This is a genomic window from Kitasatospora sp. NPDC059462 (assembly GCF_042749955.1).
In the GTDB taxonomy this organism is placed as follows: Bacteria; Actinomycetota; Actinomycetes; order Streptomycetales; family Streptomycetaceae; genus Kitasatospora.
On sequence record NZ_JBHYUU010000066.1, the window covers coordinates 1 to 22,215 of the forward strand.

General features: G+C 76.2%; 19 protein-coding genes. 10 read left to right on the plus strand and 9 right to left on the minus strand.

All coding sequences use genetic code 11. The annotated features are described in order from the left end of the window. Window positions 1–152: 152 nt before the first annotated feature. Window positions 153–986 carry an ABC transporter permease subunit gene (locus tag ACFXAM_RS18555; protein ID WP_380292446.1) on the minus strand — a complete coding sequence of 278 codons (834 nt, stop codon included), beginning with the start codon at window positions 984–986 and terminating at the stop codon, window positions 153–155. Further along, on the minus strand, window positions 983–1,942 hold the full coding sequence (locus ACFXAM_RS18560; protein WP_380292448.1) for an ABC transporter ATP-binding protein: 960 nt from the start codon (window positions 1,940–1,942) through the stop codon (window positions 983–985). The genes ACFXAM_RS18555 and ACFXAM_RS18560 overlap by 4 nt, the downstream gene beginning before the upstream one ends. 290 nt (window positions 1,943–2,232) lie before the next feature. On the opposite strand from ACFXAM_RS18560, the gene ACFXAM_RS18565 reads away from it, so the two are divergent. Together ACFXAM_RS18565 and ACFXAM_RS18570 are read left to right on the plus strand one after the other, a co-directional pair. Next, complete coding sequence (locus ACFXAM_RS18565; protein WP_380292450.1) at window positions 2,233–3,345, plus strand: hypothetical protein; 1,113 nt, start codon at window positions 2,233–2,235, stop codon at window positions 3,343–3,345. Further along, window positions 3,342–4,418 carry a polysaccharide pyruvyl transferase family protein gene (locus tag ACFXAM_RS18570; protein WP_380292452.1) on the plus strand — a complete coding sequence of 359 codons (1,077 nt, stop codon included), beginning with the start codon at window positions 3,342–3,344 and terminating at the stop codon, window positions 4,416–4,418. Before ACFXAM_RS18565 ends, ACFXAM_RS18570 begins: the two co-directional genes overlap by 4 nt. 558 nt (window positions 4,419–4,976) lie before the next feature. Here the strand turns inward: ACFXAM_RS18570 and ACFXAM_RS18575 are convergent. From ACFXAM_RS18575 to ACFXAM_RS18585, 3 genes are read right to left on the minus strand one after another with little or no spacing between them, the layout of a single operon-like run. Then, window positions 4,977–5,945, minus strand: a complete 969-nt coding sequence (locus ACFXAM_RS18575; protein WP_380292453.1) for an ROK family protein — start codon at window positions 5,943–5,945, stop codon at window positions 4,977–4,979. Continuing rightward, entirely contained in the window at window positions 5,942–8,074 is a 2,133-nt protein-coding gene (locus ACFXAM_RS18580; RefSeq protein ID WP_380292455.1) for a beta-galactosidase, read from the minus strand. Before ACFXAM_RS18580 ends, ACFXAM_RS18575 begins: the two co-directional genes overlap by 4 nt. Window positions 8,075–8,115: 41 nt before the next feature. Continuing rightward, window positions 8,116–9,132: a zinc-binding dehydrogenase gene (locus ACFXAM_RS18585; protein ID WP_380292457.1), complete on the minus strand. Its 1,017-nt coding sequence runs from the start codon at window positions 9,130–9,132 to the stop codon at window positions 8,116–8,118. A 49-nt stretch (window positions 9,133–9,181) separates the two neighbouring features. On the opposite strand from ACFXAM_RS18585, the gene ACFXAM_RS18590 reads away from it, so the two are divergent. Further along, the gene (locus ACFXAM_RS18590; RefSeq protein WP_380292459.1) at window positions 9,182–10,042 is read left to right on the plus strand and encodes an SDR family oxidoreductase; all 861 of its coding nucleotides are present in this window, start codon (window positions 9,182–9,184) and stop codon (window positions 10,040–10,042) included. Here the strand turns inward: ACFXAM_RS18590 and ACFXAM_RS18595 are convergent, their stop codons facing one another. Genes ACFXAM_RS18595 through ACFXAM_RS18605 form a run of 3 tightly spaced genes read right to left on the minus strand, consistent with a single transcriptional unit; the run spans window position 10,043 to window position 14,169 of the window. After that, window positions 10,043–11,278 (minus strand): hypothetical protein, encoded by a 1,236-nt coding sequence (locus ACFXAM_RS18595; protein ID WP_380292461.1) that lies wholly within the window; start codon window positions 11,276–11,278, stop codon window positions 10,043–10,045. 9 nt (window positions 11,279–11,287) lie between these two features. Beyond that, window positions 11,288–12,196, minus strand: coding sequence for an inositol monophosphatase family protein (locus tag ACFXAM_RS18600; protein ID WP_380292463.1), 909 nt, complete (start codon window positions 12,194–12,196; stop codon window positions 11,288–11,290). Further along, on the minus strand, window positions 12,193–14,169 hold the full coding sequence (locus tag ACFXAM_RS18605; protein ID WP_380292465.1) for an aminotransferase class III-fold pyridoxal phosphate-dependent enzyme: 1,977 nt from the start codon (window positions 14,167–14,169) through the stop codon (window positions 12,193–12,195). Before ACFXAM_RS18605 ends, ACFXAM_RS18600 begins: the two co-directional genes overlap by 4 nt. Before the next feature lie 246 nt (window positions 14,170–14,415). Between ACFXAM_RS18605 and ACFXAM_RS18610 the strand changes: the two genes are divergently transcribed. From ACFXAM_RS18610 to ACFXAM_RS18630, 5 genes are all read left to right on the plus strand, one after another. Beyond that, on the plus strand, window positions 14,416–15,312 hold the full coding sequence (locus ACFXAM_RS18610; protein ID WP_380292467.1) for a PfkB family carbohydrate kinase: 897 nt from the start codon (window positions 14,416–14,418) through the stop codon (window positions 15,310–15,312). After that, window positions 15,309–16,022 carry a haloacid dehalogenase-like hydrolase gene (locus ACFXAM_RS18615; RefSeq protein ID WP_380292469.1) on the plus strand — a complete coding sequence of 238 codons (714 nt, stop codon included), beginning with the start codon at window positions 15,309–15,311 and terminating at the stop codon, window positions 16,020–16,022. The genes ACFXAM_RS18610 and ACFXAM_RS18615 overlap by 4 nt, the downstream gene beginning before the upstream one ends. Further along, window positions 16,019–16,903, plus strand: a complete 885-nt coding sequence (locus ACFXAM_RS18620; RefSeq protein WP_380292471.1) for a glycosyltransferase family 2 protein — start codon at window positions 16,019–16,021, stop codon at window positions 16,901–16,903. Before ACFXAM_RS18615 ends, ACFXAM_RS18620 begins: the two co-directional genes overlap by 4 nt. Window positions 16,904–17,125: 222 nt before the next feature. Beyond that, window positions 17,126–18,625, plus strand: a complete 1,500-nt coding sequence (locus ACFXAM_RS18625; RefSeq protein ID WP_380292473.1) for a tyrosinase family protein — start codon at window positions 17,126–17,128, stop codon at window positions 18,623–18,625. A gap of 6 nt (window positions 18,626–18,631) precedes the next feature. Next, the gene (locus ACFXAM_RS18630) at window positions 18,632–19,057 is read left to right on the plus strand and encodes a hypothetical protein (protein WP_380292475.1); all 426 of its coding nucleotides are present in this window, start codon (window positions 18,632–18,634) and stop codon (window positions 19,055–19,057) included. A gap of 58 nt (window positions 19,058–19,115) precedes the next feature. Here ACFXAM_RS18630 and ACFXAM_RS18635 read toward each other — a convergent pair whose 3' ends face one another. Beyond that, on the minus strand, window positions 19,116–19,781 hold the full coding sequence (locus ACFXAM_RS18635) for a DUF5134 domain-containing protein (protein WP_380292477.1): 666 nt from the start codon (window positions 19,779–19,781) through the stop codon (window positions 19,116–19,118). Window positions 19,782–20,111: 330 nt separating this feature from the next. Between ACFXAM_RS18635 and ACFXAM_RS18640 the strand changes: the two genes are divergently transcribed. Beyond that, complete coding sequence (locus ACFXAM_RS18640; protein WP_380292479.1) at window positions 20,112–21,929, plus strand: alpha/beta hydrolase family protein; 1,818 nt, start codon at window positions 20,112–20,114, stop codon at window positions 21,927–21,929. Continuing rightward, complete coding sequence (locus tag ACFXAM_RS18645) at window positions 21,926–22,087, plus strand: hypothetical protein (protein WP_380292481.1); 162 nt, start codon at window positions 21,926–21,928, stop codon at window positions 22,085–22,087. The genes ACFXAM_RS18640 and ACFXAM_RS18645 overlap by 4 nt, the downstream gene beginning before the upstream one ends. Window positions 22,088–22,215 lie beyond the last annotated feature (128 nt).

Sequence of the window (22,215 nt, forward strand, 5' to 3'; positions counted from 1 at the left end):
GCCACGGCCGCGAGGCCCCCCGGGGCCCGGGTCTGCGGGGCCGCACCCGGGATCGCCGACCGCCTCGCGCGCCGGCACTACGAGGTGGTCGCCGATCCCGAGGGCTTCGTGGTCGAGGGCCTCGACGGCCCGCTGCGCCCGGTCCCCCGGGGTCAGATCGCCAGGTCGCGGCGGTCCAGCAGGGCGAAGGCGGCGGCCAGCCCCGCCAGGCCGACGGCGGACAGGACGACCAGCGAGGACCATGGAACGGTGCCGCCGGCCAGCGCGTCGGCGGGCGTGTAGTAGTGGAAGGGGCTGAGGTACCGCAGCGGCGCGGCCGGCTTCCAGGCGAGGGCCACGAAGTTGAGCGCGAACCCGACCGCGCCGAGGGCGACCGCGGCCCCGACCACGTGCGCCCGGCGCCGGCTCACGGCCGAGACCGCCAGCACCGGCCCGGTCAGGCAGAGCGTGAAGCCGCACCCCAGCAGTCCGGCGGCGAGCACCCCGCCGACCGGGACGGCGGCCCGCAGGTCCGGTGAGAGCGCGACGCCGAGCGCCACCGTGGCGGTGGCCGCGGCGTTCAGCAGGACGGACGCGGCCACCAGCGCGACGGTCCGCTCGGCCAGCAGCCGGCGGCGGGAGACCGGACGGGTCATCAGCAGTTCGACGGTGCCGGACTCGACGTCGGCGGCGACCGCCGCCGCGCCCAGCGCGCCGATGGCGGTGAGCTGGAGCGCGATCCAGAACGGGTGGGTGAGCCCGGCGCCGAGCAGGCCGGGGTAGCTGGCGATGGAGACGTCCCCGTTGGAGCCGCTGAACGCCTTGAAGGCGTCCGGCGGGTTCGCCGTGCCGCCGAACAGGTCGGTGGGCGGCACCGTCCCGGTGATCACGACGATCAGGGCCTCGAAGACGACCATGCCGAGCACCAGCGACAGCAGCATCCGGCGCCGCCGGTGCAGGGCCAGCCAGACCAGGGGCAGCCGCCGGCTGACGGTGGCCCGGCTCATGACCGTCCCTCCGCGCCGGGGCCGCCGCCGGGTGCGGCGGCGGGCTCCTCACCGGTCCGGTAGAGGTCGAGGAAGGCCTCGTCCAGACCGGCCTCCTCGACGGTGAGGTCGCCCACCGGCAGGGTCGCGAGCAGGTCGCGCACCGCCGCCACGACGTCGTCCGGCGGCACCAGGAGTTCCACCCGGGGGCCGTCCCAGCGCGGGGACCAGCGCTCGGCCGTGCCGAGCGGCCGCTCGCCCCGCCCGTCGGCGAGCACCAGCCGGATCCGCCGGGCCCGGGCCCGGCGCAGCGCGGCCACCGACTGGACGGCCACCAGCCGCCCGCCGCGGATGATCGCCACCCGGCCGCAGGCCCGCTGCACCTCCGGCAGGACGTGGCTGGAGAGCAGCACCGTGCGGCCGGCCGCCGTCTCCTCGGCGAGGAGTTCGAAGAACACCTCCTGGACCAGCGGGTCCAGACCCTCGGTGGGTTCGTCGAGGACGGTGAGGGCCGGGCGGTGCTGGAGGGCCTGGACCAGCCCCAGCTTCTGCTTCATGCCGCGCGAGTACGCCCCGACCGTCTTATCCAGGTCGGCCCGGGACAGGTTCAGCCGGGTGCAGAGCTCGGCCTGCCGGGGCGCGGGGGCGCCCTGGAGGTTCGCCAGCAGGTCGAGCGTCTGACGGCCGGTGAGTTCGGGGTAGAGCCGCAGTTCGCCCGGGAGGTAGCCGACGGACGGCGCCACCCGGCGGTGGTCGGCCACCGGGTCCAGGCCCAGGATCCGCACCGCTCCGGCGCTCGGCCTGAGCAGCCCGACCAGACAGCGCAGCGTGGTGGTCTTCCCCGCGCCGTTGGGCCCGAGCAGTCCGAACACCTCGCCCGCGCCGATGTCGAGGTCCAGGCCGTCGATCCCGACGCTGCGCCCGTAGCGCTTGGTCAGCGATCTGAGTTCGATCACCGCCGTGCCCGCAGCGGACATGCTCCACCTCCCGTGGTGAGCGCGGCTCCATGGTTCCCCGTCCGGGCGGCGGCGAACCGGGCTGCCGGCTCCCCCACCCTGCCGTCCGCCGCAGCCCCGGCGCACGGGGCCGAACGGACCGCCCGCCCGGGCCCACCGGCCCCCGTGACCACGGCTGACCCGCCCGGGTGGACACCGGGCGGGCCGTGCCCCGGCGGCCGGGACGGGGCGGCGCCGCCCTGGTACAAGCGGATCGTGAGCGGCCGGCCGGGTGGGGACGCGCGCCGGGCGGCTGCCGGAGAGGCGGAGGAATGATCGTCGAGGATGTCAGGAGCGAGCCGGTCGCGGACGGCCGGCGGTTGTCGGCGGCGGTCCGGGCCGGGACGGAACTGCCGTCGGCCCGGCTGCACTTCACGGTGCCGGGCGGCGAGGGCGACTGGCTGCCCGAGCGCGGCGACGCCTTCCTCGCCGCGCTGCTGATGCCGGCGATGAGCCTCGGCGAGGAGCTGGTGGTCGACGCTCCGGTCTCCGCCCGGCTGCTGCGCTCGGCGCGGACCGTGGCGGCCGTCTACGCGGCCTGGTGGGAGCGGCTGCGCGAGGTCCGGGTGACGGCGGGCGAGGTCGACGAGGCGCGGCGCGGGCCGGCCGGCGTGGGGCTGTTCTTCACCCTGGGCGTGGACTCCTTCTACAGCCTGCTCGGGGACGGCGAGCGCCGCGCCGAGCCCGGTCACCGGCCGGTGACCGAGCTGCTGTTCGTCAACTTCGACCGGCACTCCGGCCCGGACCAGGAGCACCTGCTCGGCCGGGTCCGGCAGGTGGCCGCCGGGACCGGCTGCCGGGCCCTGGCCGTGGAGACCGATGTGCGCGCCTTCACCGCCCCGCTGGTCCGCTGGGAGGACTTCCACGGAGCGGCGCTCGCCGCCACCGCGCTGGCGCTGCAGGGCCTGCTCGGCCGCTGCCTGATCGCGGCCAGCTTCGACTACCGCCGGCTGCCGCCGTACGGCTCGCACCCGGTGCTGGACCACCTGTGGTCCACCGAGGCGCTGGAGGTCGTGCACGACGGCGCCGACGCCACCAGGGCGCAGAAGGTGGCGCGCCGGCTGGCGCACTCCGACCTGGCGCTGCGGAACCTCACGGTGTGCTGGCGCGACCGGCCCGGACGCAACTGCGGGGCGTGCGAGAAGTGCCTGCGGACCATGGTCGCCCTCGAACTGGCCGGGGTGCTCCCGCGCTGCGGGACGCTGCCCGCCGTGCTCGACCCCGACCGGCTGCGCAGCGTCCCGATGGGCACGGCCGACGCCCGGGACGCCATGCGCGAGACCGGGGCCGACGCCGCCGCCCGGGGCCGCCCCGATCTCGCGGAGGCGGCCGCGCTGGCGGCGGACGGCCACGGGCCGGTGCCCCCGGCGGCGGTGGCCCGGTGACCGGGGGCGGCCGGTGGGCCGACGACCGGCGCCGGCTCGCGCGGACCGTCCGCGAGCTGGTCGGGCCGCCGGGCCGCTGCGCGCTGCTGGGCTTCCCGCACTACGCCAACGTCGGCGACAGCGCGATCTGGCTGGGGGTGCGCGCGCTGCTCGCCGAACTGGGCGCCGAGGTCGTGTACACCGCCGACCACCACGACTTCTGCGAGGCGGCGCTCGCCGAGCGGCTGCCGAGCGGCACCATCCTGTTGACCGGCGGCGGCAACCTGGGCGACCTGTGGCCGAGCCACCAACGGATGCGCGAACGCGTGATCGGTGCCTTCCCGGGACACCGGATCATCCAGCTGCCGCAGTCCCTGCACTTCGGCGACCCGGCGGCCCTGGACCGGGCCCGGGCCGTCTTCGACGCGCATCCCGACCTGGTGCTGCTGCTGCGCGACGAGCCGAGCCTGCGCGCGGCCCGCCGCGCCTTCCGGACCCCCTCCGCGCTCGCCCCGGACTGCGCGTTCGCGATGACCGGCCTGCCCCGGCTCGCCCGGCCCGAGCGGCGGATCCTGTGGCTGCGGCGCGAGGACCACGAGTCGGCCGCCGCGCACGAACCCGGCGGCCCGCCGACGGACGCCGGGGTGCACCGGACGGACTGGACCGCGCAGGAGGGCGCCGACGCGGACTGGCCCGCCGCGCTGCGGGCCGTCCGGCAGCGGATCGCGAACGCCTCGGCGGAGGTCCGCGCGACGGCGGGCGACCGGGCGGCGGGCGACCGGGCGGCGGCTGAGCTGGCCGACGCCCAGGACCGCCATGCCGAACTCCAGCTCCGGCGCGGCTGCCGGCTGCTCGGCAGCGCCTCGGCGGTGGTCACCGACCGGCTGCACGGCCATCTGCTGAGCCTGCTGCTCGGCCTGCCGCACGTCGTGGTCGACGACCGGTACGGCAAGATCAGCGGCTACTGGCAGACCTGGGGCCACGACCGGCACCGCTCGGTGGCCCGGCGGGAGCCGGACGCCGAGCGGGCGCTGCGAACGGCGGCCGCCCTGCTCGCCGACCCGGCCACACCCCGGCCGCTCCGCACCGGCTGAGCAACATCACCCCGAGGCCGGACCCCCACACGCGCGGCCGAACACCAGCAACCCCGCGCCAACCGCACCGGCTCGGCCGCGAAGCCACCCGCCACCACCAGCACCGACGGCCGAACGCCGGACGGGCACTGCGGACGACGGCCGCCCTGCTCACCGACCCGGCCACACCCCAACCGCTCCGCACCGGCACCGGCGGGAGCCGGAGGCCGGGCGGGCACTGCGAACGGCGGCCGCCCTGCTCACCGACCCGGCCACACCCCGACCGATCCGCACCGCCTGAGCAACATCACCCCGAGGCCGGCTCCCCACACGCGCGGTCGAACGCCAGCAACCCCGCGCCGACCGCACCGGCCTCGGCCGCGAAGCCACCCGCCACCACCAGCGGCCGAACGCCGGACGGGCACTGCGGACGGCGCCCGCCCTGCTCGCCGACCCGTCCACGCCCAGACCGGTCCGCACCGGCACCGGCGGCCGAACGCCGGGCGGGCACTGCGGACGACGGCCGCCCTGCTCACCGACCCGGCCACACCCCGGCCGCTCCGCACCGCCTGAGCAACATCACCCCGAGGCCGGATCCCCACGCGCCCGGTCGAGCGCCAGCAACGCCGCGCCGATCGCACCGGCGTCAGCGGCGAAGCGGGCCGCCAGCACCGGCACCGGCGGGCGGTCGCCGGGCGCGTACAGCCGGCGGGCGAACTCGGCGCGCGCCGGGGCGAGCAGCAGTTCCCCCGCGGCGACCGACCCGCCTCCGACGACCAGCACCGCCGGGTCGAACACATTGGCCAGCGCGGCCAGGCCGACACCGGTCAGCGTGCCCACCCGGTCCATGATCTCCAGGGCCTGTTCGTCGCCGCCGCGGGCGGCGGCCGTGACGGCCGCGCCGGCGCCCGCCCGGTCCTCGCCGATCAGCCGGGCCAGCGGCGAGCCCGGCCGGGCCGCCGCCTCCCGCAGCCCGCGCCTGCCGATGGCGGCGCCGGACGCCGTCTCGCCCCAGCACCCGCGGTTGCCGCACTCGCACAGCGGCCCCCCGGGCTCGACGATCAGGTGGCTGGCCTCGGCGGCGAAGCCGTGCGCGCCGTGCAGCAACCGCCCGCCCACGACCACGCCGCACCCCAGACCGGTGCCGAGCGTCACCAGCACCAGGTCCGCGTGCCCGCGCCCCGCGCCGAGCCGGTACTCGGCCCACGCGGCGGCGTTGGCGTCGTTGTCGGTCACCACCGGCAGGCCGACGGCGTCCGCGATCGGCTCCCGCAGCGGGGCGCGCGCGAAGTCCAGCCCGGGGGCGAAGGCCAGTGCGCCGGTCCGGGCGTCGACCATCCCCGGCAACCCGACGCCGACGGCGACGGCCCGCTCGCCGCGCACCCTCGCCACCAGGGCGGCGACGGCGGCGACCAGCTCCTGCGCCGTGCGGCGCGGCGTGGCAGCGCGGGCGCGCGCCGCGACCGTGCCGTCGGCCGTGATCCGCACCGCCGCGATCTTGGTGGCGCCGACGTCGATGCCGACCGCCTCGGCCCGGGCCCCGGTCATGACCCCTCCGGCAGGACCACCCGGGCCGCGCCGTGCGCGGCGGCGGTGCGCACCTCGAAGCCGCCCGGCCCGCGGAGCGCGGACAGGTCGCACGGCCGGTCGGTGCTCAGCAGGTCGCTCCCGACCCCGACCCGGACCGGCACCCCGGCGCCGGTCCGCTCGTTCAGCCCCTTCACGTAGCACGCCCCGAGCCGTCCGCGCGCGACCTGGACGACGGCGCAGCCGCCCCCGACCAGATCGGCGGTGACCAGTTGGTCCCCGCACGCGGTGCGGGCCCGCAGCGGGCCGTCGGTGCGGTTGAACAGGAAGACGAGGGCCTCCTCGGGATCCCGGGTGACCCGGCGCAGTTCGAGCCAGGGCGCCGGTCTGCCCCGCACGGCGGCGGTGCGGCCGGCCGGCCAGTCCTCGACGGCCCGGCCGACGCTCCGCCCGCCGGGCGCCAGCGCGACCCCGCCGCTGCGCCGCGCGGCGTCGGCGAGTTCGGTGCAGGGGTTCAGGTCCTCGTCCAGGGACGGCAGTTCGCCCAGCAGGAGGAGCGCTCCGCCGTTCCCGGCGAACGCGGCGAGCCGCCGTTGCAGGGACCGTTCCATGAAGCGGGCCGAGGCGGTGGCCAGGGGCCCCGCCGTGGGGTCGAGGGCGCTGCGGCCGGTGAGTTCCGTCAGCCGGAAGGGCAGGTTGCGGTGCAGGCAGTGCGTGACGAAGGGCAGCAGGGTGCGGTCGGCCGACGGCACCGGCCGCGCGCCGTCGCGCGCCCAGTCCCAGGCGCCGATCGCCGCGTACGGCGGGTGCACGCCCCACCGCACGCCGGGCTCCGGACGCGAGAGGGCCAGCGCCTCCTGCCGCCCGGCCAGGAAGTGGGTCAGCACCCGCAGCGCGGCGAAGGCCGGGCCGGGGCCGGCGTCCAGCCGGACCGGGGCGCCGTCGCCGTAGGGCGCCCCGAAGGGCACGGGATCACCGGCCGTCTCCGTCAGCCAGGTGCGGTCCACCGCGAGGTGCGGGCCCCAGCCCTCGGTGGCGCAGGCCGGGTAGACGCTGATGCCGGTCGCCCCGCAGGCCACGCCGAGCAGGGTGCGGTGGACCGGGACCACCGGGAAGGCGCAGCCCGCCTCCGCCCAGCGCAGGCCCCAGTTCTCCTCGATGTTGGGGCCCGGTCCGGCCTTGGCCGCCAGGACGTAGCCGATCAGGGCCTCCTCGTCGGCGAGCACGTCGCCCGTCCAGCTGGTGTAGGCGCGGGGCAGGGCGGCGGCCGCGCCGATCCGGTTCCTGGCCAGCCAGGCGTCGTGGCGGCCGGCCGCCCGGCCCGGGACGCGCTCGGCCCGGGCCGGCGGCGCGCAGGTGGTGAAGACGGGGAGGTCCGGTGCGAGCGCCTCGGCCCAGCCCGCCATCCCGGCGGCCAGAACCTCGGCCGACCACCGGCCCCAGTCGACCTGGGAGCGGAGCCCGTCGGCGCGGGCCCCGGCCCCGGCCTGCGCGCCGGTGGGCGCGGCCGGGCCGGGGGCGAAGCGGGCGAAGCGGGCGAAGGCGTCGGTGCCCGGCGGCGCGTAGTCGAGCGCGTCGATCGGCAGCGCGCTCTCCCCGTAGTGCCCCTCGTTGCCGATCTGGGCGGCGACGACCGGGCCGCGCGGGTGGGCGAACGGGCGCAGGAAGCGGCCGACGGCGCGCAGCCAGCCGGTCGCGTCGGCGAGGAACGCCGGGTCCAGGGCGGAGGGCAGCGGGTACTGCTGGCAGGTCAGCGGCCGGCCGTCGGCGGACCGGGCGGCGGTCCGCCGGGGGTCGAGCGCGGGGCTGAGCCGGTCGGGCAGTCCGCCGTAGGGCAGTTCGGCGTGGACGAAGGGGCCCGGCTTCACCACCGCGAGCAGCCCGGCGGCCGCGACCAGGTGCAGGAAGCCGGCCAGGTCGCGGTTGCCGTCCCCCTCGAAGCACCACCGCCGGGCGCCGTCGGCCCCGGCGACCTCGTGGTGCCGCCAGGGGACGTAGCAGGTCACCACCTCGATGCCGGCCTCGCGCACGGCCGCCAGCTTGGCGGCCCACCGCCCGGGGCGGTCCCGGTAGTAGGGGTACTCGCCGGTGATCAGGAACCGGGGCCGCCCGTCCAGCCACAGCGTTCCGTCGACGAAGCGGGGCCTCACGAAGCGGGGCCTCGCGGGGCGGGGCCTCACGGGGCGGGGCCTCACGGGGCGAGACCCCCGTCGCCGGCGAGCAGGACCTTCATCGCGCCGTAGCCGGCCGCCGGCGCGAGGGCCAGCAGTGCGAGGGCCTCGGCGCAGCGTTCGAGCGGCAGCACATGGGTCACCAGTGATTCCAGCGGCAGCTCCCGCGCGAGGTCCACCGCCAGGGCGAAGTCCGCCGGCCGGTACGGTCCGGCGCCCACCAGCCGGACGCCCCTGGTCACCAGCGCCCGCAGCGGCACGGTGGCGACGCCGCTCTCCCTCTCCCCCATCACCACGACGGTGCCCCCGGCCGCCACCGCGCCGAACACGTCCCCGGGCAGCGTCCCGGTGGTGTCGATGGCCACGTCGGGCGGGCCCGCCCCGGCGGCCTCCTCGGCGGGCAGCACCCGGACCGTGCCCGGCAGCAGCAGCCGGGCGAGGGCCACCCGGCCCGGATCGCGCTCGGCCAGGGTGACCCGGGCGCCGCGCCGGGCCAGCACCAGGGCGCACAGCGCCCCGATCGGGCCGGCGCCGACGACGAGCACCCGGTCGTCCCAGCGCGGCCGGGCGGCCGCCAGGTTGTTCAGCACGCAGGCGAGCGGCTCCACCAGGGCCCCGCGCCGGTAGGACACCGAGGCGGGCAACCGGTGGACGAAGCGCTCGGGCACGACGGCGAAGCCGGCCATCGTCCCGTCCCGGTCGACGCCGACCTCGCGGCCCGCCTTCGCCCCGCAGTGGGCCGGCATCCCGCGCCGGCAGGGGCGGCACCGGTCGCAGTGGTAGGTCGGGTTGATCACCACCCGGTCACCCGGTGCCACCGAGCCGACGCCGGACCCGACCGCCGCCACCGCGCCGGCCGCCTCGTGCCCCAGCACCACCCCGCGCCGGGCGGGGAACTCGCCCAGCAGGATCGCCCGGTCCGTGCCGCAGATCCCGGTGGCCGCCACCTCGACCAGGACCTCGTCCGCCCCGTAGGAGGGGACCGCACGGTCGTGGATGCCGGGCACGCCCACGTCCTCGAACACGACGGCCTTCATCGCAGCCTCCCACCGGATCGTTCGTCAACGGTCCCATAGAATGTCCGCTATGAACCCATTCTGGCGGCCGAGCGGGTGGCCGCCCCCGCCGGACTCCCGGCTGAGGATCCTGCTGCTCGGTGCCTCGGGGTTCGTCGGCGGCGGCCTGTGGAGCCACCTGGCGTCCCGTCACGAGGTGGTCGGCACGTACGCCACCCGGCCGGCCCCGGGGCTGGTGCGGCTGGACCTGCGGGACGAGTCCCGGCTGGCGGCGCTCGCGGCCGACGGCTTCGACCTCGTCGTCCACGCGGCCGGCCTGGTCCCCCTGGAGCAGGCCGAGGCCGACCCGGAGCTGGCCCACCGCCTCAACGTCCGCCCCGTCGAGGTGCTGCTGGACGCCGTGCGCGGCTCGGCGGCGAAGCTGGTCCTGCTCTCCAGCGACAACGTCTTCGACGGCACCCGGGAGCAGTACACCGAGGCGGACCTCCGCGCCCCGGTGAACGTCTACGGGCGGACCAAGGCGGCGGCGGAGGACCTGCTGCTCGCCGAGGGCGGCCACCTGGTTGTGCGGATCCCGATGGTCTTCGGGCGCGGGCCCTGGGCCAACACCTTCCTGGCCCGCCTGGCCGGACCGGCCACCGCCGCCCGCACCGACCTGGTCTGCGCCCCCGTCTACCTGCCCAGCCTCGGCCCGGCGCTGACCCGGCTGTGGGACCGCACCGGCGTGGTGCACTACGGCGGCGCCGACGTGGTGACCCGCTACGAGCTGATGTCCCGGGTCCGGCGGGCCCTGGCGCTGCCGACCCGGGTGGTGCCCGCGGAGCACGACGGCCCCGGCTGCCGCCGGCCCCCGCGGCTGGTGCTGCGCAGCACCCGGCACGGCCTGCTGGGCCCCGGGCTGGACGAAGCGCTCGCGCACCTGGCGGCATGACTAGGGAAGGTGGTCGGCGACCAGGGCCAGGTGGCCCGCGACGTCCACGCCGCCGGGGCGGCCGAGCCGGGCGGCGAGGTCGTTGAGCAGCAGGGTGCCGATCAGGTAGTGGCCGAGCGCGAGTTCGGCGGGCGGGGAGTCCCGCCCCCGCAGGTCGGGTTTGGGCTTGCGGTCGGAGAGGCGGCACGGCGCCTCCGCCAGGACGTGCAGGGCGTGCGTCAGCAGCAGCCGGTCCCACCAGCCCGGGTCGTCCCGGAACAGGTCCGACAGGCCGTCATGGGCCGCCAGCCGGGGCAGGAAGCGGTGGATCGCCGCGCGGTAGCCCGGGAACACCGGGCGGCGGAAGCCCACCCGGTAGCCGTGCGCCGTCCTGCGCACCGCGAAGCCCGTGCGCAGGGCGGGATCCCAGACGGTGAGGCTGAACAGTGTCTTCGCCAGGTCGTAGACCGGGTCCCACGGCTCGACGGAGCCGCGCGGGTCGATCAGCCGGAAGTCCTCGGCCGCCGCGCCGGGGCGGGTGGAGAGCAGCACGTTGCGGGTGTTGGCGTCACCGTGGGCGGGGGCCATCAGCCGGGCGGGCTCCAGCCGGGCCAGCCGGCCCGCCAGCCGTTCCAGCACCAGCTGCGGGGCCTCGCAGGGGACGTCGTTGACCGTGAGCCGCCCGGCGCCCGTCAGCTCCGGCGGCAGGGCCCGGCGCAGCACGGGCAGCCGTCGCAGGAAGCGGCCCAGGACGACGTCCGCCAGGTGGCCGGCCGGGGTGGGGTGGGAGCGCACGGCGTACCCGTCCAGGACCAGGGCCTGGACGAGGGCGGTGTACCGGCGGAAGAACTCCCCGGTGCCCTGCGGCGACTCCCGCAGGGGCGCGGCCAGGTCCGCGGAGTCGTAGTACGGCGTCGTGCAGGCCGACCAGCCGTCACCGTCGAGGACGTGCGGGACCGGCAGGTAGTGCGCCGCCAGGCGCGGCGCCAGGGTGCGCAGCAGCTCGATCTGGCGCAGCTTGCGGCGGAAGGACTCCAGGTCGTGGCCGTCCACGGCGCCGGGGGCGGGCACCAGGACCTTGACCACCAGGCCCTCCCCGGCGGGGGTGAGGGCCCGGTGGACCCGGGCCGGGGAGCCGCCGTCCAGGATCTCCTCCCCGATCGTCAGGCCGAGGGTCCCGGCGACGGCCGCCAGGGCCGTCCGGTCGGTCCATCCGCCGGGCGGGCGCGGGGAGGTGACGTGCCGGTGGTCGGTCACCGCGTCCTCCTACCAGCGGATCGAGTCGATCAGCGCCGCGTGCAGCTGCGGGGTGCAGGCGGCGATGCAGGAGCGCTGGTTCAGCGGGCCGATGTCCAGCAGCAGGGTGTCGTGCAGCGGTTTGCCGTAGGCGTCGGTGATGGTGACCCCGGCGCGTTCCGCCAGGTACACGGAGGCGGCGATGTCGTAGGGGAACAGGTGCAGCACGCTCCCGTGGCCGACCCGGCGGAAGTCCGCCTCGGTCTCGGGACGGTCGCGCAGCAGCCGGTTGCCGATGTCGACGTAGGCGTCCATCTGGCCGGTGATGATCCGGGAGATGGAGAAGGAGGCGCTGTTGAAGACGTACACGCCGCCGGTGTTGGCCGAGGCGTCGATCAGGTGGCCGTACGACCCGATCATCAGCTCCGCCGGGTGGCCGTTGAACTCCAGCGACCAGAACATCCGCCCGGGATCGGTGGTGGCGGAAAGCCGGGGCACCGGGGCGGGGAAGCCGCCGGACTCGATGCCGGGCCCGTGCTCGTCGGCGTAGAGCCAGTGGCCGGTCTTGATCTCCTGGAGCATCGCGTGGCGGATGTCGCCGATGGTGGGCGCCTCGGTGAACGGGGCCGCGGCGATGGAGACGCAGGCCATCTCCAGGTCGGCGGCGGCGCCGCGGGTCCCGTCGATGGGGTCGATGATCAGCACGTGTCCGGGTGCGCGGCCGATGGTGCGCAGCCCCTCGCTCTCGGTGTAGACGGCCACCGGCTCGCCGCGCTCGCGCAGGAAGTCCCAGGCGGCGCGCTCCGCGAGCACGTCGACGGGGAACTCGGCGTCGCCGCCCTTGGCCGTCCCCGCCACGTAGCGGCTGCCGACCTCGTGCAGTCCCTCGCGCACGGCCGCCCGGATCCGCCCGGACAGCTCCTGGACGAGGCCCCTCATGAGACCGAGAGGAAGAGTCGTTCCAGCAGGTCGCACATCTCGTCCGCCTCCTGACGGGTCATGATCAGTGCCGGGCGGACCTTCAGCACGTTGCCGTGCCCGTAGAGCGAGGTCCGCAGCAGCAGTCCGTGGTCCATGCCGCGTTCGGCGAGGTGGTTGGTGAGCCGGGCGTCGGGGCGGCCGTCCCGGTCCACGACGTCGATGCCGATCATCAGCCCGACGCCGCGCACCTCCCGGACGAACGGCACCTTCGCGGCGAGGTCGCGCAGCCGGGTGAGCACGTGCCCGCCGACCTCGCGCACGTTCTCCAGGAAGCCGGGGCGGCCGATGATCTCGACGGTCTTCAGGGCGGCCGCGGCGGCCAGCACGTTGCCGCCGAAGGTGGAGTTGATGTGGTGTCCCTCCACCCCGGTCAGCCGCTCCTCGGTCAGGATGCCCGCGATCGGCATCCCCGCGCCGCCGAGGCCCTTGCCGAAGGTCATCATGTGCGGGGCGACGCCGAAGTGGTCGGCGGCGAACATCCGGCCGGTGCGTCCGAAGCCGGTCTGGATCTCGTCGAAGACCAGCACGATGCCGCGTTCCTCGCACAGGTCCTTGAGCGCCCGCAGGTAGCCGTCCGGCGGCACGACGTTGCCGCCGTTGCCGCTGATCGGCTCCAGCACCACGCAGGCCACCCGGCCGGTGCTCGCGTAGTCGATGAAGTCGTTGATCCGCTCGACGCACAGCAGGCCGCAGGTGGCCCGCTCCTGCCGGTAGAAGCAGCGCAGGCAGTGCGGGTCGGGGACGTGCACGACGCCGGGCAGGTGCGAGGGGAAGGGGGTGCGCCGGAAGGCGGCGCCGGAGGCCCCGATCATGCCGAGGGTCTGGCCGAGGTGGCCGCGGAAGAGGGTGACCACGTCGGACTTCCCGGTGTGCACCTGGGCGATCTTGACGGCGCTCTCGTTGGCGTCCGAGCCGCTCGCCGACTTCAGGTGCACCCGGGTGAGGTTCGCCGGCGAGACCTCGGCCAGCTTGGCCACCAGCGCGTTCAGCGGCTCGGTCTGGAACTTGGAGGTGACGTGGATCAGCCGGCCGGCCTGCTCGCGGACCACCTCGACGATCTCGGGGTGGGCGTAGCCCAGGCTCAGGTTGAACGTCCCCGAGGAGCAGTCGAGATAGCGCCGGCCGTCCTCGCCGTAGAGGTACACGCCCTCGCCCCCGGCCACCCTGAGGTCGTCCGGCCGGTAGTAGTAGTGCTGGAGCGCGGCCGCGGCGTCCCCGCCGGGCGGGGGCTCGGGAGCGGCGGCGGTTCGTGCCGCGGGGCTTGCCTGGCGCATCGGCTTTCCTCCGACAATTCCTGGCAGATCGACCTGCTCGAACGATTCGAACCGCAGATCCGCTTCCTGGAGATCGAGTTCGGCGGTCATCGCGTTCGGTACCGCGACGCACCGGATTCCGGCCCGTTTCGCGGCGCGCACGCCGTTGGGGGAATCCTCGAAGGCGACCGCCCGCTCGGCCGGAATCCCCAGCGAGGCGAGCGCCGCGACATAGAGGTCCGGCTCCGGTTTGGCGCTGGCCCGGTCACCGTCGGCGCACTGCACGGTGCTCCACCCGTCGGCGATTCCGCACTGCCGCGCATAGCGCGCGACCCATTCCCGGGTGGAGTTGCTGACGATCCCCCGGGAGATCCCCAGCGCGTCGACCGCGCCCAGGACCCGGTGCACGCCGGGCCTGCCGCACAGCCCGCCGAGCAGCTCCCGCTGCCGGTGGCGGACCCGCCGCTGCAGTTCGCGGCGGTCCGCCGTGCAGCCGGTGGCCCGTTCGAGCCGGGTCCACAGGTCGGAGCCGATCGTGCCGACGAGCGACGACCACACCTCGGCCGGGAGCTGGTGACCGAATTCCCGGAAGACCTCCGCGTGCGCACGGAAGATCTCGGCCTCCGGATCCCACAGCGTCCCGTCGAAATCGAAGAGAATCGCATCCACGTCCTTCACACGGACACCTCCGTCCAGCGGCGGCGAACGGCCGCGCGGCCAGGGGTTCGGGTACGGAGCCGAGGCGCCGAGCGTCCATCATCGCGTGGCCCACCCGGTCCCGCCATTCATGCTTCCCCCCACCCGGCGCCCGCCCCGCGGTTCGTCGGCGTACCCACGATCGGCGCACGGCTCGGTGCGTACCCGGAAGGACGGTGGTCGACTGGGAGCGAGGCCCCGGAGGGCCGCAGCGAGAGCCGAGGAGCGATGGACGAAGACAGCCGCCCCACCCGTACGACGGCCCGCTCCGGCCGCCCCCGGCCACGCGTGGCCGTGATGGGGCACGTCGAGTGGACCACGATCGCGGGGCTCGACCGGGTGCCCGGCGCCGGCGAGGTGGTCCACGCGCACCGGCTCTGGCAGGGCCCGGCCGGCGGCGGCGCGGTTGCGGCCGTGCGGCTGGCCGAACTGGCCGGGGACTGCGCCTTCTTCACCGCCCTCGGCGACGACCACGCCGGGCGGCGCTCGCGGGCCGAACTGGAGCACCGCGGCGTACGGGTCCTGGCCGCGCCGCGCCCCGGCCCCACCCGCACCGCCGTGAGCATGGTCGACCGTTCCGGCGAACGCACCACCGTGACCCTGGGCGAACGCCTGCAGCCGGCCGCCGAGGACCCCTTCGACTGGGCGCAGCTCGCCTCCCTGGACGCGGTGTTCTTCACCGCCGGGGACGCCGCCCTGCTGCGCCGGGCCCGGCGGGCGCGGGTCCTCGTGGTGACGGCGCGCGAGTTCACCACCGTGCTGGAGTCCGGCGTGCGGGTCGACGCGCTGGTGGGCAGCGGCTGCGACCCGGCCGAGCGCTGCGACCCGGCGCTGCTGCGCCGGCTGCCGGACCTGGTGGTCAGCACCGAAGGCCGCCACGGCGGCGTGTTCACCTGCTGCAACCAGCCCCCTCGCCGCTACCGGCCCGCCCACGCCCCGGGCCCCCTGGTCGACACCTACGGGGTCGGGGACAACTTCGCGGCCGTCCTCACCTACGCGCTCGCCACCGGCAGGACCACGGCCGACGCCCTGGACCTCGCCGCCCGGCACGGCGCGGCCTGCACCACCGAGCGGGGCCCCTTCACCGCCGGGCCGGCCCCTCGACGACCGGCGGCCCGGGTATGACGCGGCTGCTGCTCCTGTGGGACATCGACGGCACGCTGATCGACGGCGACCACGTCTGCGAGGCCCTCTACCCGAGCGCCTTCGAGCGCCTCACCGGCCGGCCGGCGCTGCACCGCGTCAGCATCGCCGGGCGGACCGAACTCGACATCATGGACGAGCTGTTCGCCCGGCACGGCGTCGGCGGGGTCGGCCCGGAGCGGGTCACCGCCGAACTGGCCGCCCGGCTGCGCGAACGGGCCGCCGAGCTGCGGGCCGCCGGACGGGCCCTGCCGGGGGCCGCCGAAGCCCTGCGGGCGCTGGCAGCGCGGGGTGACGTCACGCAGTCCGTGCTGACCGGCAATCTGCGGGCCAACGCCGAGCTGAAGCTGGGGCTGTTCGGGCTGGCGGAGTTCCTGGACCTCGACATCGGCGCGTACGGCGACGACGCGCGCGAACGGCCCGCCCTCGTCCCGGTGGCGCGGCGGCGCGCGGCGGCGGTGCACGGACACGCCTTCGACGCCGGGCGCACCGTCCTGATCGGCGACACCCCGCGCGACGTGGCCGCGGGACGCATCGGCGGGGCGCGGGTGGTCGCCGTCGCCTCGGGCGCGAGCAGCGCCCACGCGCTGCGGGCGGCGGGGGCGGACACGGTGCTGGCGGACCTCCGGGACACCGCCGCGGTGCTCCGCGCCGTCCGGGCGGCGGGGCCGGCCGCGCGGAGCCCGGGATGAGCGGGGCCGCCCGGCCGGTGCGCCTGGTCTCGGTGGTCATCCCCGCGCGCAACGCCGAGCGGACGATCGGCGGCCAGTTGGAGGCCCTGGGCCGGCAGACCTACCCGGACCCGTGGGAGGTCATCGTCGTCGAGAACGGCTCCAGCGACGGCACCCGCGGGCTGCTGCGGTCCTGGCAGCGGCGGATGCCCCGGCTGAGGGTGGCCTTCGCCGGGGCCGCCGGCGTCAACCGGGCGCGCAACATCGGGTGCCGACAGGCCGACGGCGAGTTCGTGCTGCTCTGCGACGCGGACGACGTGGCGGCGCCCGGCTGGGTGGCCGGCCTGGTCGACGCCCTGCGGACCAGCCCGGCCGCCGGCGGCGCCCTCGAACGCCGGCGGCTCAACGGGCCGTTGGCGCTCGCCGCGCGGCCGCCGAAGAAGGCCCCCGCCCTGCTGGACACCTTCGGCTTCCTGCCCTATCCGGCGGGCGCCAACTGCGGCTTCCACAAGGAGCTGTGGAGCCGGCTGGGCGGCTTCGACGAGAGCTACCGGGGCGGCGGCGACGACACCGAGTTCTTCTGGCGCGCCCAGCTGGCCGGCTACCGGCTGGAGTTCGCCCCCGACGCGGTCGTGCACTACCGGCACCGCAGCGAGACCCGGGCCATCGTCCGGCAGGCCTACGGCTTCGGGCGTTCGCACCCCAAGCTCTACCGCGAGTTCGCCGCCGCCGGCATGCCGTCCTCGCCGCTGGCCGACGCCGCCGGCGCCTGGTGGGGACTCCTGGCCCACGCCCCCGACCTGCTCGGCCCGACCGACCGGCGCGCCGCCCTGCTGGCCCAGCTCGCCCTGCGTGCGGGCCGCGCCGCCGGCAGCGCCCGACACCGCCGGTGCTACCTGTGAACCGCTCCCGGCCGTCCCCGCGCCGGAAGGCGGTCCACGCCCGCCCCGGGTGACCCGGCACCCCGCGTTCCCCGGCGGTGCCCCATCCGGCGCAGCCCGTCTGGCGACCGGTCGGAGCATCTCCGACTGTTGGCCTGTACCGATCGTTCGGGTGCGACCCCCGGGGTTCGCCCACCCGGGGCGGCCGGCCCCCACACCAGTTCGAAGCCCCGCGGAGGACGCATGAGCCCCACCGACCCCGGCCCGACCACCGACCAGGTCGTCGCGGCACCGACCTATCTGGCGGACATCCGCTTCTTCTTCCGCCCCGAGGACATCGATCACATGGGCCAGAAGGGGATCGAACTCGGCACCTACGACGGGGTGAAGGCCAACGCGCTCGCGATCCACGCCCAGACCGCTCCGCCGGACGCGCAGATGCCCCCGGACGCGGCGGGCAAGTGGAGCGCCGAACGCTCGCAGACCTTCCGCAACTGGATCGTCAACGGCTTCCCGCTCGGCACCGCGACACCGGCCGGCCCGCCGACCCCGGCGCCCACGACCCGGGTCCGCAAGGACGTCACCACGCTGAGCGACGCCGAGTTCGCGCAGCTGAGGACGGCGTTCGAGGGCCTGATGGCCCGCGACCCGAAGGCCCCGGACAGCTACTTCGCGCTGGCCGGGCACCACGGTCTCCCGAAGCGGTTCTGCCTGCACCACGAGAACCGCTACAACCCCTGGCACCGCCAGTACCTGCGCGTCTTCGAGGACGCGCTGCGCACCGTGCCCGGCTGCGAGGAGGTGACGATCCCCTACTGGGACATCTCGACCAAGCTGCCCGACCGGCTGCAGCACCCGCCGTTCGACGCGTACGTGCTGCCGGCCGACCCCGGCGCCGACGCCACGCCGCATCCGGTACCCGGGTTCTTCCCGTACACGACCCAGCGCTTCCCGGTCGACACCATCGCCCAGAACGTGATCGACTTCGGGGTCCTGGACGACATCGCCACCTCGCTCGTCCAGTCGCTGTGGGGCGCCTTCAACGTCAACGGCTACCAGGACTTCTCGATCCAGGCCCACGACGGCGGCCACGGATCGATCGGGCCGACGATGGGCAACCAGAACGTGGCCGCCTTCGACCCGGTGTTCTGGTTCTACCACTGCAACCTGGACCGGCTCTGGCTGAGCTGGCAGACCCGCGTCGGCGCGACCACCCTGACCGGGTTCCGGTCCACCCTGGGGAACAACACCGACTGGCTCACGCCGCCGTTCAACGCGCTGCCGCCGTACAGCGTGACCGCCGACCAGACGATCGAGACCGACATCTCCTACGACCGGCTGGACCTCGTCAGCCCCGTGGAGGGCGTGTTGGAGAACCTGAGCGGAAGCATCGACGCCGCCCGCACCTTCGCGTTCCGCAGCGCCAACCCGGTCTCGGTCCGGGTGAAGGGGATCGACCGGCTGAACATCCCGGGCTCCTTCGTGGTGAGCCTGCTCGCCGACGGCGAGCCGGTCGCCAAACGCTACTTCTTCCAGCCGGACGATCCGCGCAGCTGTGCGACCTGCGTGCAGCACGGCGTCGTCAACATCGACTTCCGGCTTCCCCAGGAGCAGCTGCTCGACCGGTCGCTGTCCGTCCGGATCGACGTGCCCGGGCACGCCGGGGCGATCGGGACGGCCTTCCCGCTCACCCAGGCGGGCAGCCCCAGCATCAACGCGCGCCTGCTGGCCGAGGAGGCGTAGCACCCCGTGGACGTCATCGACCTGACCGGGACGTACACCTACCGGAGCTTCCTGGAGCTGCCGGATCCCGTCGACGACTTCAACAGCCTCCGGTTCGCCCAGGCGACGCTGGAGCTGACGGCCTCGGCGGACGGCACCGTCGGCGGCGAGCTGATCCTCTCGGATCCGGGAGAGGAGCCGGCGATCATCATGGACATGGCCGGAACCGCCACGGCGGCCTCGTCCAGGGTCTCGTTCACCCTGAGCGGCCGGGGCCGGCCGCCCGTCGCCGACTTCCACTACGAGTACGACGGCGGCATCCTGCGCCACTGGGAGACCGGTGTCCACCAGCGGGTCGTCCTCGCCGGGACGGTGCTGCGGGCGGAGCCGCACGGGGGCGCGCCGGCCGGGCAGACCGCGAGCTTCCTGGCGGTGCGGCGCGACGGCGCGTGACCCGGCCGGCCCGGTGCGCCGGGCCCCGCCGGTGCGCCGGGCCGGCGGACGGCCGCCGTCAGCTCATGCCGAGCAGCATGTAGACCATGCCGATCGACATCACCGACTGCCGCGCGGCGACCAGACAGGGTGAGGGCGCGGCCGGTCCGAGGACCGGCCGCGCTCCCGCGCGCCGGGCGGCGTCCGCCGGGCGCGGCAGCATCGCACCGGCCCCGCAGGCGGCGTGGGCCAGGAAGTAGGCGGCGAGCGCGAGCAGGGTCCATTCCGGCACCGCCGCGGCACCCGGATGGGCGGCGCCGCGGGCGTGCTGGTGCGTCGGTGCGAGCGGCAGCACCAGCGCGGCCAGCGCGGCGGCGCTGAGGGCGTGGTGGGGGTAGTGCTGCCAGCCGCCGGGGCCGGCGCGGCTCGCGTGTCCGGGGCGTCCGGCGCGTCCGGCGTGTCCGGGGCGTCCGGCGCGTCCGGGGCGTCCGGCGCGTCCGGCGTGTCCCAGGAGGAGCAGGGCCGGCCAGGCCGCGCACGCCGCGAGCAGGGCCGCCCAGACGACCTGCGGCAGGGGGTCGAGGGCCGGGGCCATCATCGCGACCATGGCGAGCGCCATGACGATCTCGGTCAGCTCCAGCCGGCGGTCGGCGCAGCGGCGCCCCGCGAGCACGAGCGCGCAGTGCACCGCGCACCAGCCGGTCAGGACGATCAGCAGCGCGGTGACGATCACGGGTTCCAGCACGGGGACCCCCGTTCCGGGGCCGTCCCCGGCCCGGTGCGGAGCCGCCGGCCCTTCCACCACAGTAGGCCGGGGCCCCGTCCGACGCCCGGGGAGGCGGAACGGCCGCCCCGCCCGTCGCCTCCGCCGTCCCGGCACCCGTACGGTCCTGCCGTCCGACGGCCGTCCCAGCCCTCTTTCGGCCATCTGTGCACGAGGTCTGTTCGAGGTCGGCACACCCCCCTAGAGTCGACCGCGACCTTCGACCTGTGGTCCTTTCCGCACATCCGTTCACCGGTCCCCCGAGCGTTCGGCGCAGCCTGTTCACCTCATCGAGCCGGAAGGGCCGGGCCCGTGTCACAGGCGTTCCAGTCCCCCGGCTTCGCCGCGCTGGCGGCCGGCCGCGCGGTCGAGACACGGCTGGTCGACGACCGGTGGCAGGCGGTGGCCTGGGATCTCGGGACCGGGCGGCGCCGCGTGGTCACGGACCGGCCGGGGGGCGTCCACCTGAGCGAGATCGAGCCGGACGGCGGTGCCATCTGGTGGTTCGACGCCGACGGTGCCGGGGTGGGGCGGTGGCGGCGTGAGCCGTTCGCCGGCGGGGCGGGCGGCGAGGCGCTGCCCGGCGTGCCGCCCGGGCGGGCGTACGGCGTCGCCTTCGACCGGACGGGCGCGCTCGCGGCGGTGGCGGTGGGCGTCGAGGACGCCTCGTACTGCTACGTCGGGCCGCCCGCCGGCGCGGCACGGCCGATCGGCGCGGTGCCGGGGTACCTGGGCCTGGCCGACCTGTCGCCGGACGGGCGGCTGCTCGCCCTCGGCGGGCAGCCGGACGGGGACGACGCGGTGGTCCTGTGGCCGACCGGCGCCCGGGCCGGCGATCCGCTGCGGCTCGGCGGGAACGGCGGTTCACGGCTCTGGCCGATCGAGTTCAACCCGCTCGCGGCCACCGAGCCGGAACTGCTGCTGGTGGTCGAGGAGGACGAGCGCTACACCGTCGCGACCTGGCGGGCGGACACGGGGCTGCGCCGGCACCCGGGGCTGTCGTTCGACTCGCAGATATCGGCCGGCTGGTACCGGGGGCCGCGCGAGGTGCTGGTCCAGCACGAGCGGGCGGGGCGCAGCCGGCTGCTCCTGGCCGACCTCGGCCCGCCGGCGCGACCGCGGTCGACCGGGGCCCGGGAGATCCGCACGCCCGGCGGCACCATCCACGACCTGTCCTGCGCCCCGGACGGCACCCTGCACTGCGTCTGGAGCCGGGAGTCGACGCCGCCCCGCCCACTGGTGCTGCGCCCCGGCACGGAGGCGGCCGGCCACCCCGGGCCGGACCGGGACGACACCGTCCGCAGCCGGCGCTGGACGCCCCGGTCGTACGGGCGGATCCACAGCTTCGTCAGCACCCCGGCCGGGCCCGGCCCGTGGCCGGTCCTCTTCCTGGTGCACGGCGGCCCCGCCACCCACGACCGGGACTCCTACGACCCCCGGGTGAACGCCCTGGTGGACCACGGCTACGCGGTGGTGCGCACCAACTACCGGGGCTCCACCGGCTACGGCGCCCGTTGGCAGCACGCCTACGGCCACCGGGTCGGGCTGGCGCAGATCGAGGACCTTGCCGCCGTCCGCGCGGAGCTGGTCGCCGACGGCACGGCGCTCGCGGAGCGCACCGGGCTGTGCGGGTTCTCCTGGGGCGGCTACCTGACCCTGCTCGCGATGGGCGCGCAGCCGGAGCTGTGGTCGCTCGGCATGGCCGCCCAGCCGATCGCGGACTACCCCGCCGCCTACCGCGGCACCACCCCCGCGCTGCGCGAGCTCGACCGGCAGCTCTTCGGCGGCAGCCCGGAGGAGGTGCCCGAGCGCTACCGCGTGGCCGATCCGCGCGCGTACGTGCACCAGGTCCGCTCGCCCGTGCTGCTGGTCGCCTCGCGGACCGACGAGCGGTGCCCGCCCGGGCAGGTGGCCGGCTACGCCGCCGACCTGCGCCGGCTGGCGGTGCCGCACGAACTGCTCTGGGTGGACGGCGGCCACTACAGCCGCCGCACCGCCGACCACCGGTCGGTGCTCGCCGCGATGGTCCGCTTCGCCGGGCGCGTCTGGCCGGCACCGCTCCCCCGAGCACCCCGGGGCGACCGCCCAGGGGTCCCCGCCGAGTCGACGGAAGGAGGTGAACAGCCATGAAGCGACGCAGCATCCAGAACGACCCGATCAGCACCCCGGAGCGTGACCGGGGCGCCGTGGTGGTCCAGAACTTCGCGCTCGACATCACCAAGGCCGCGCCGGTCGCGCCCGCCCTCAAGGGGAAGGCCAAGCCGAAGCCGGAGACCAAGGCCAAGTGATCCTCCGTCGCTCCGGGGGGGCCCCGGCCCCCCGAGCGACACCCCCCCCCCCCCCCGCGTCAGACGGGAGTTGCCCACATGCGCATCCGACAGCTGACCAAGCCCTGGGGCGCGCTCGACGGGGCGGC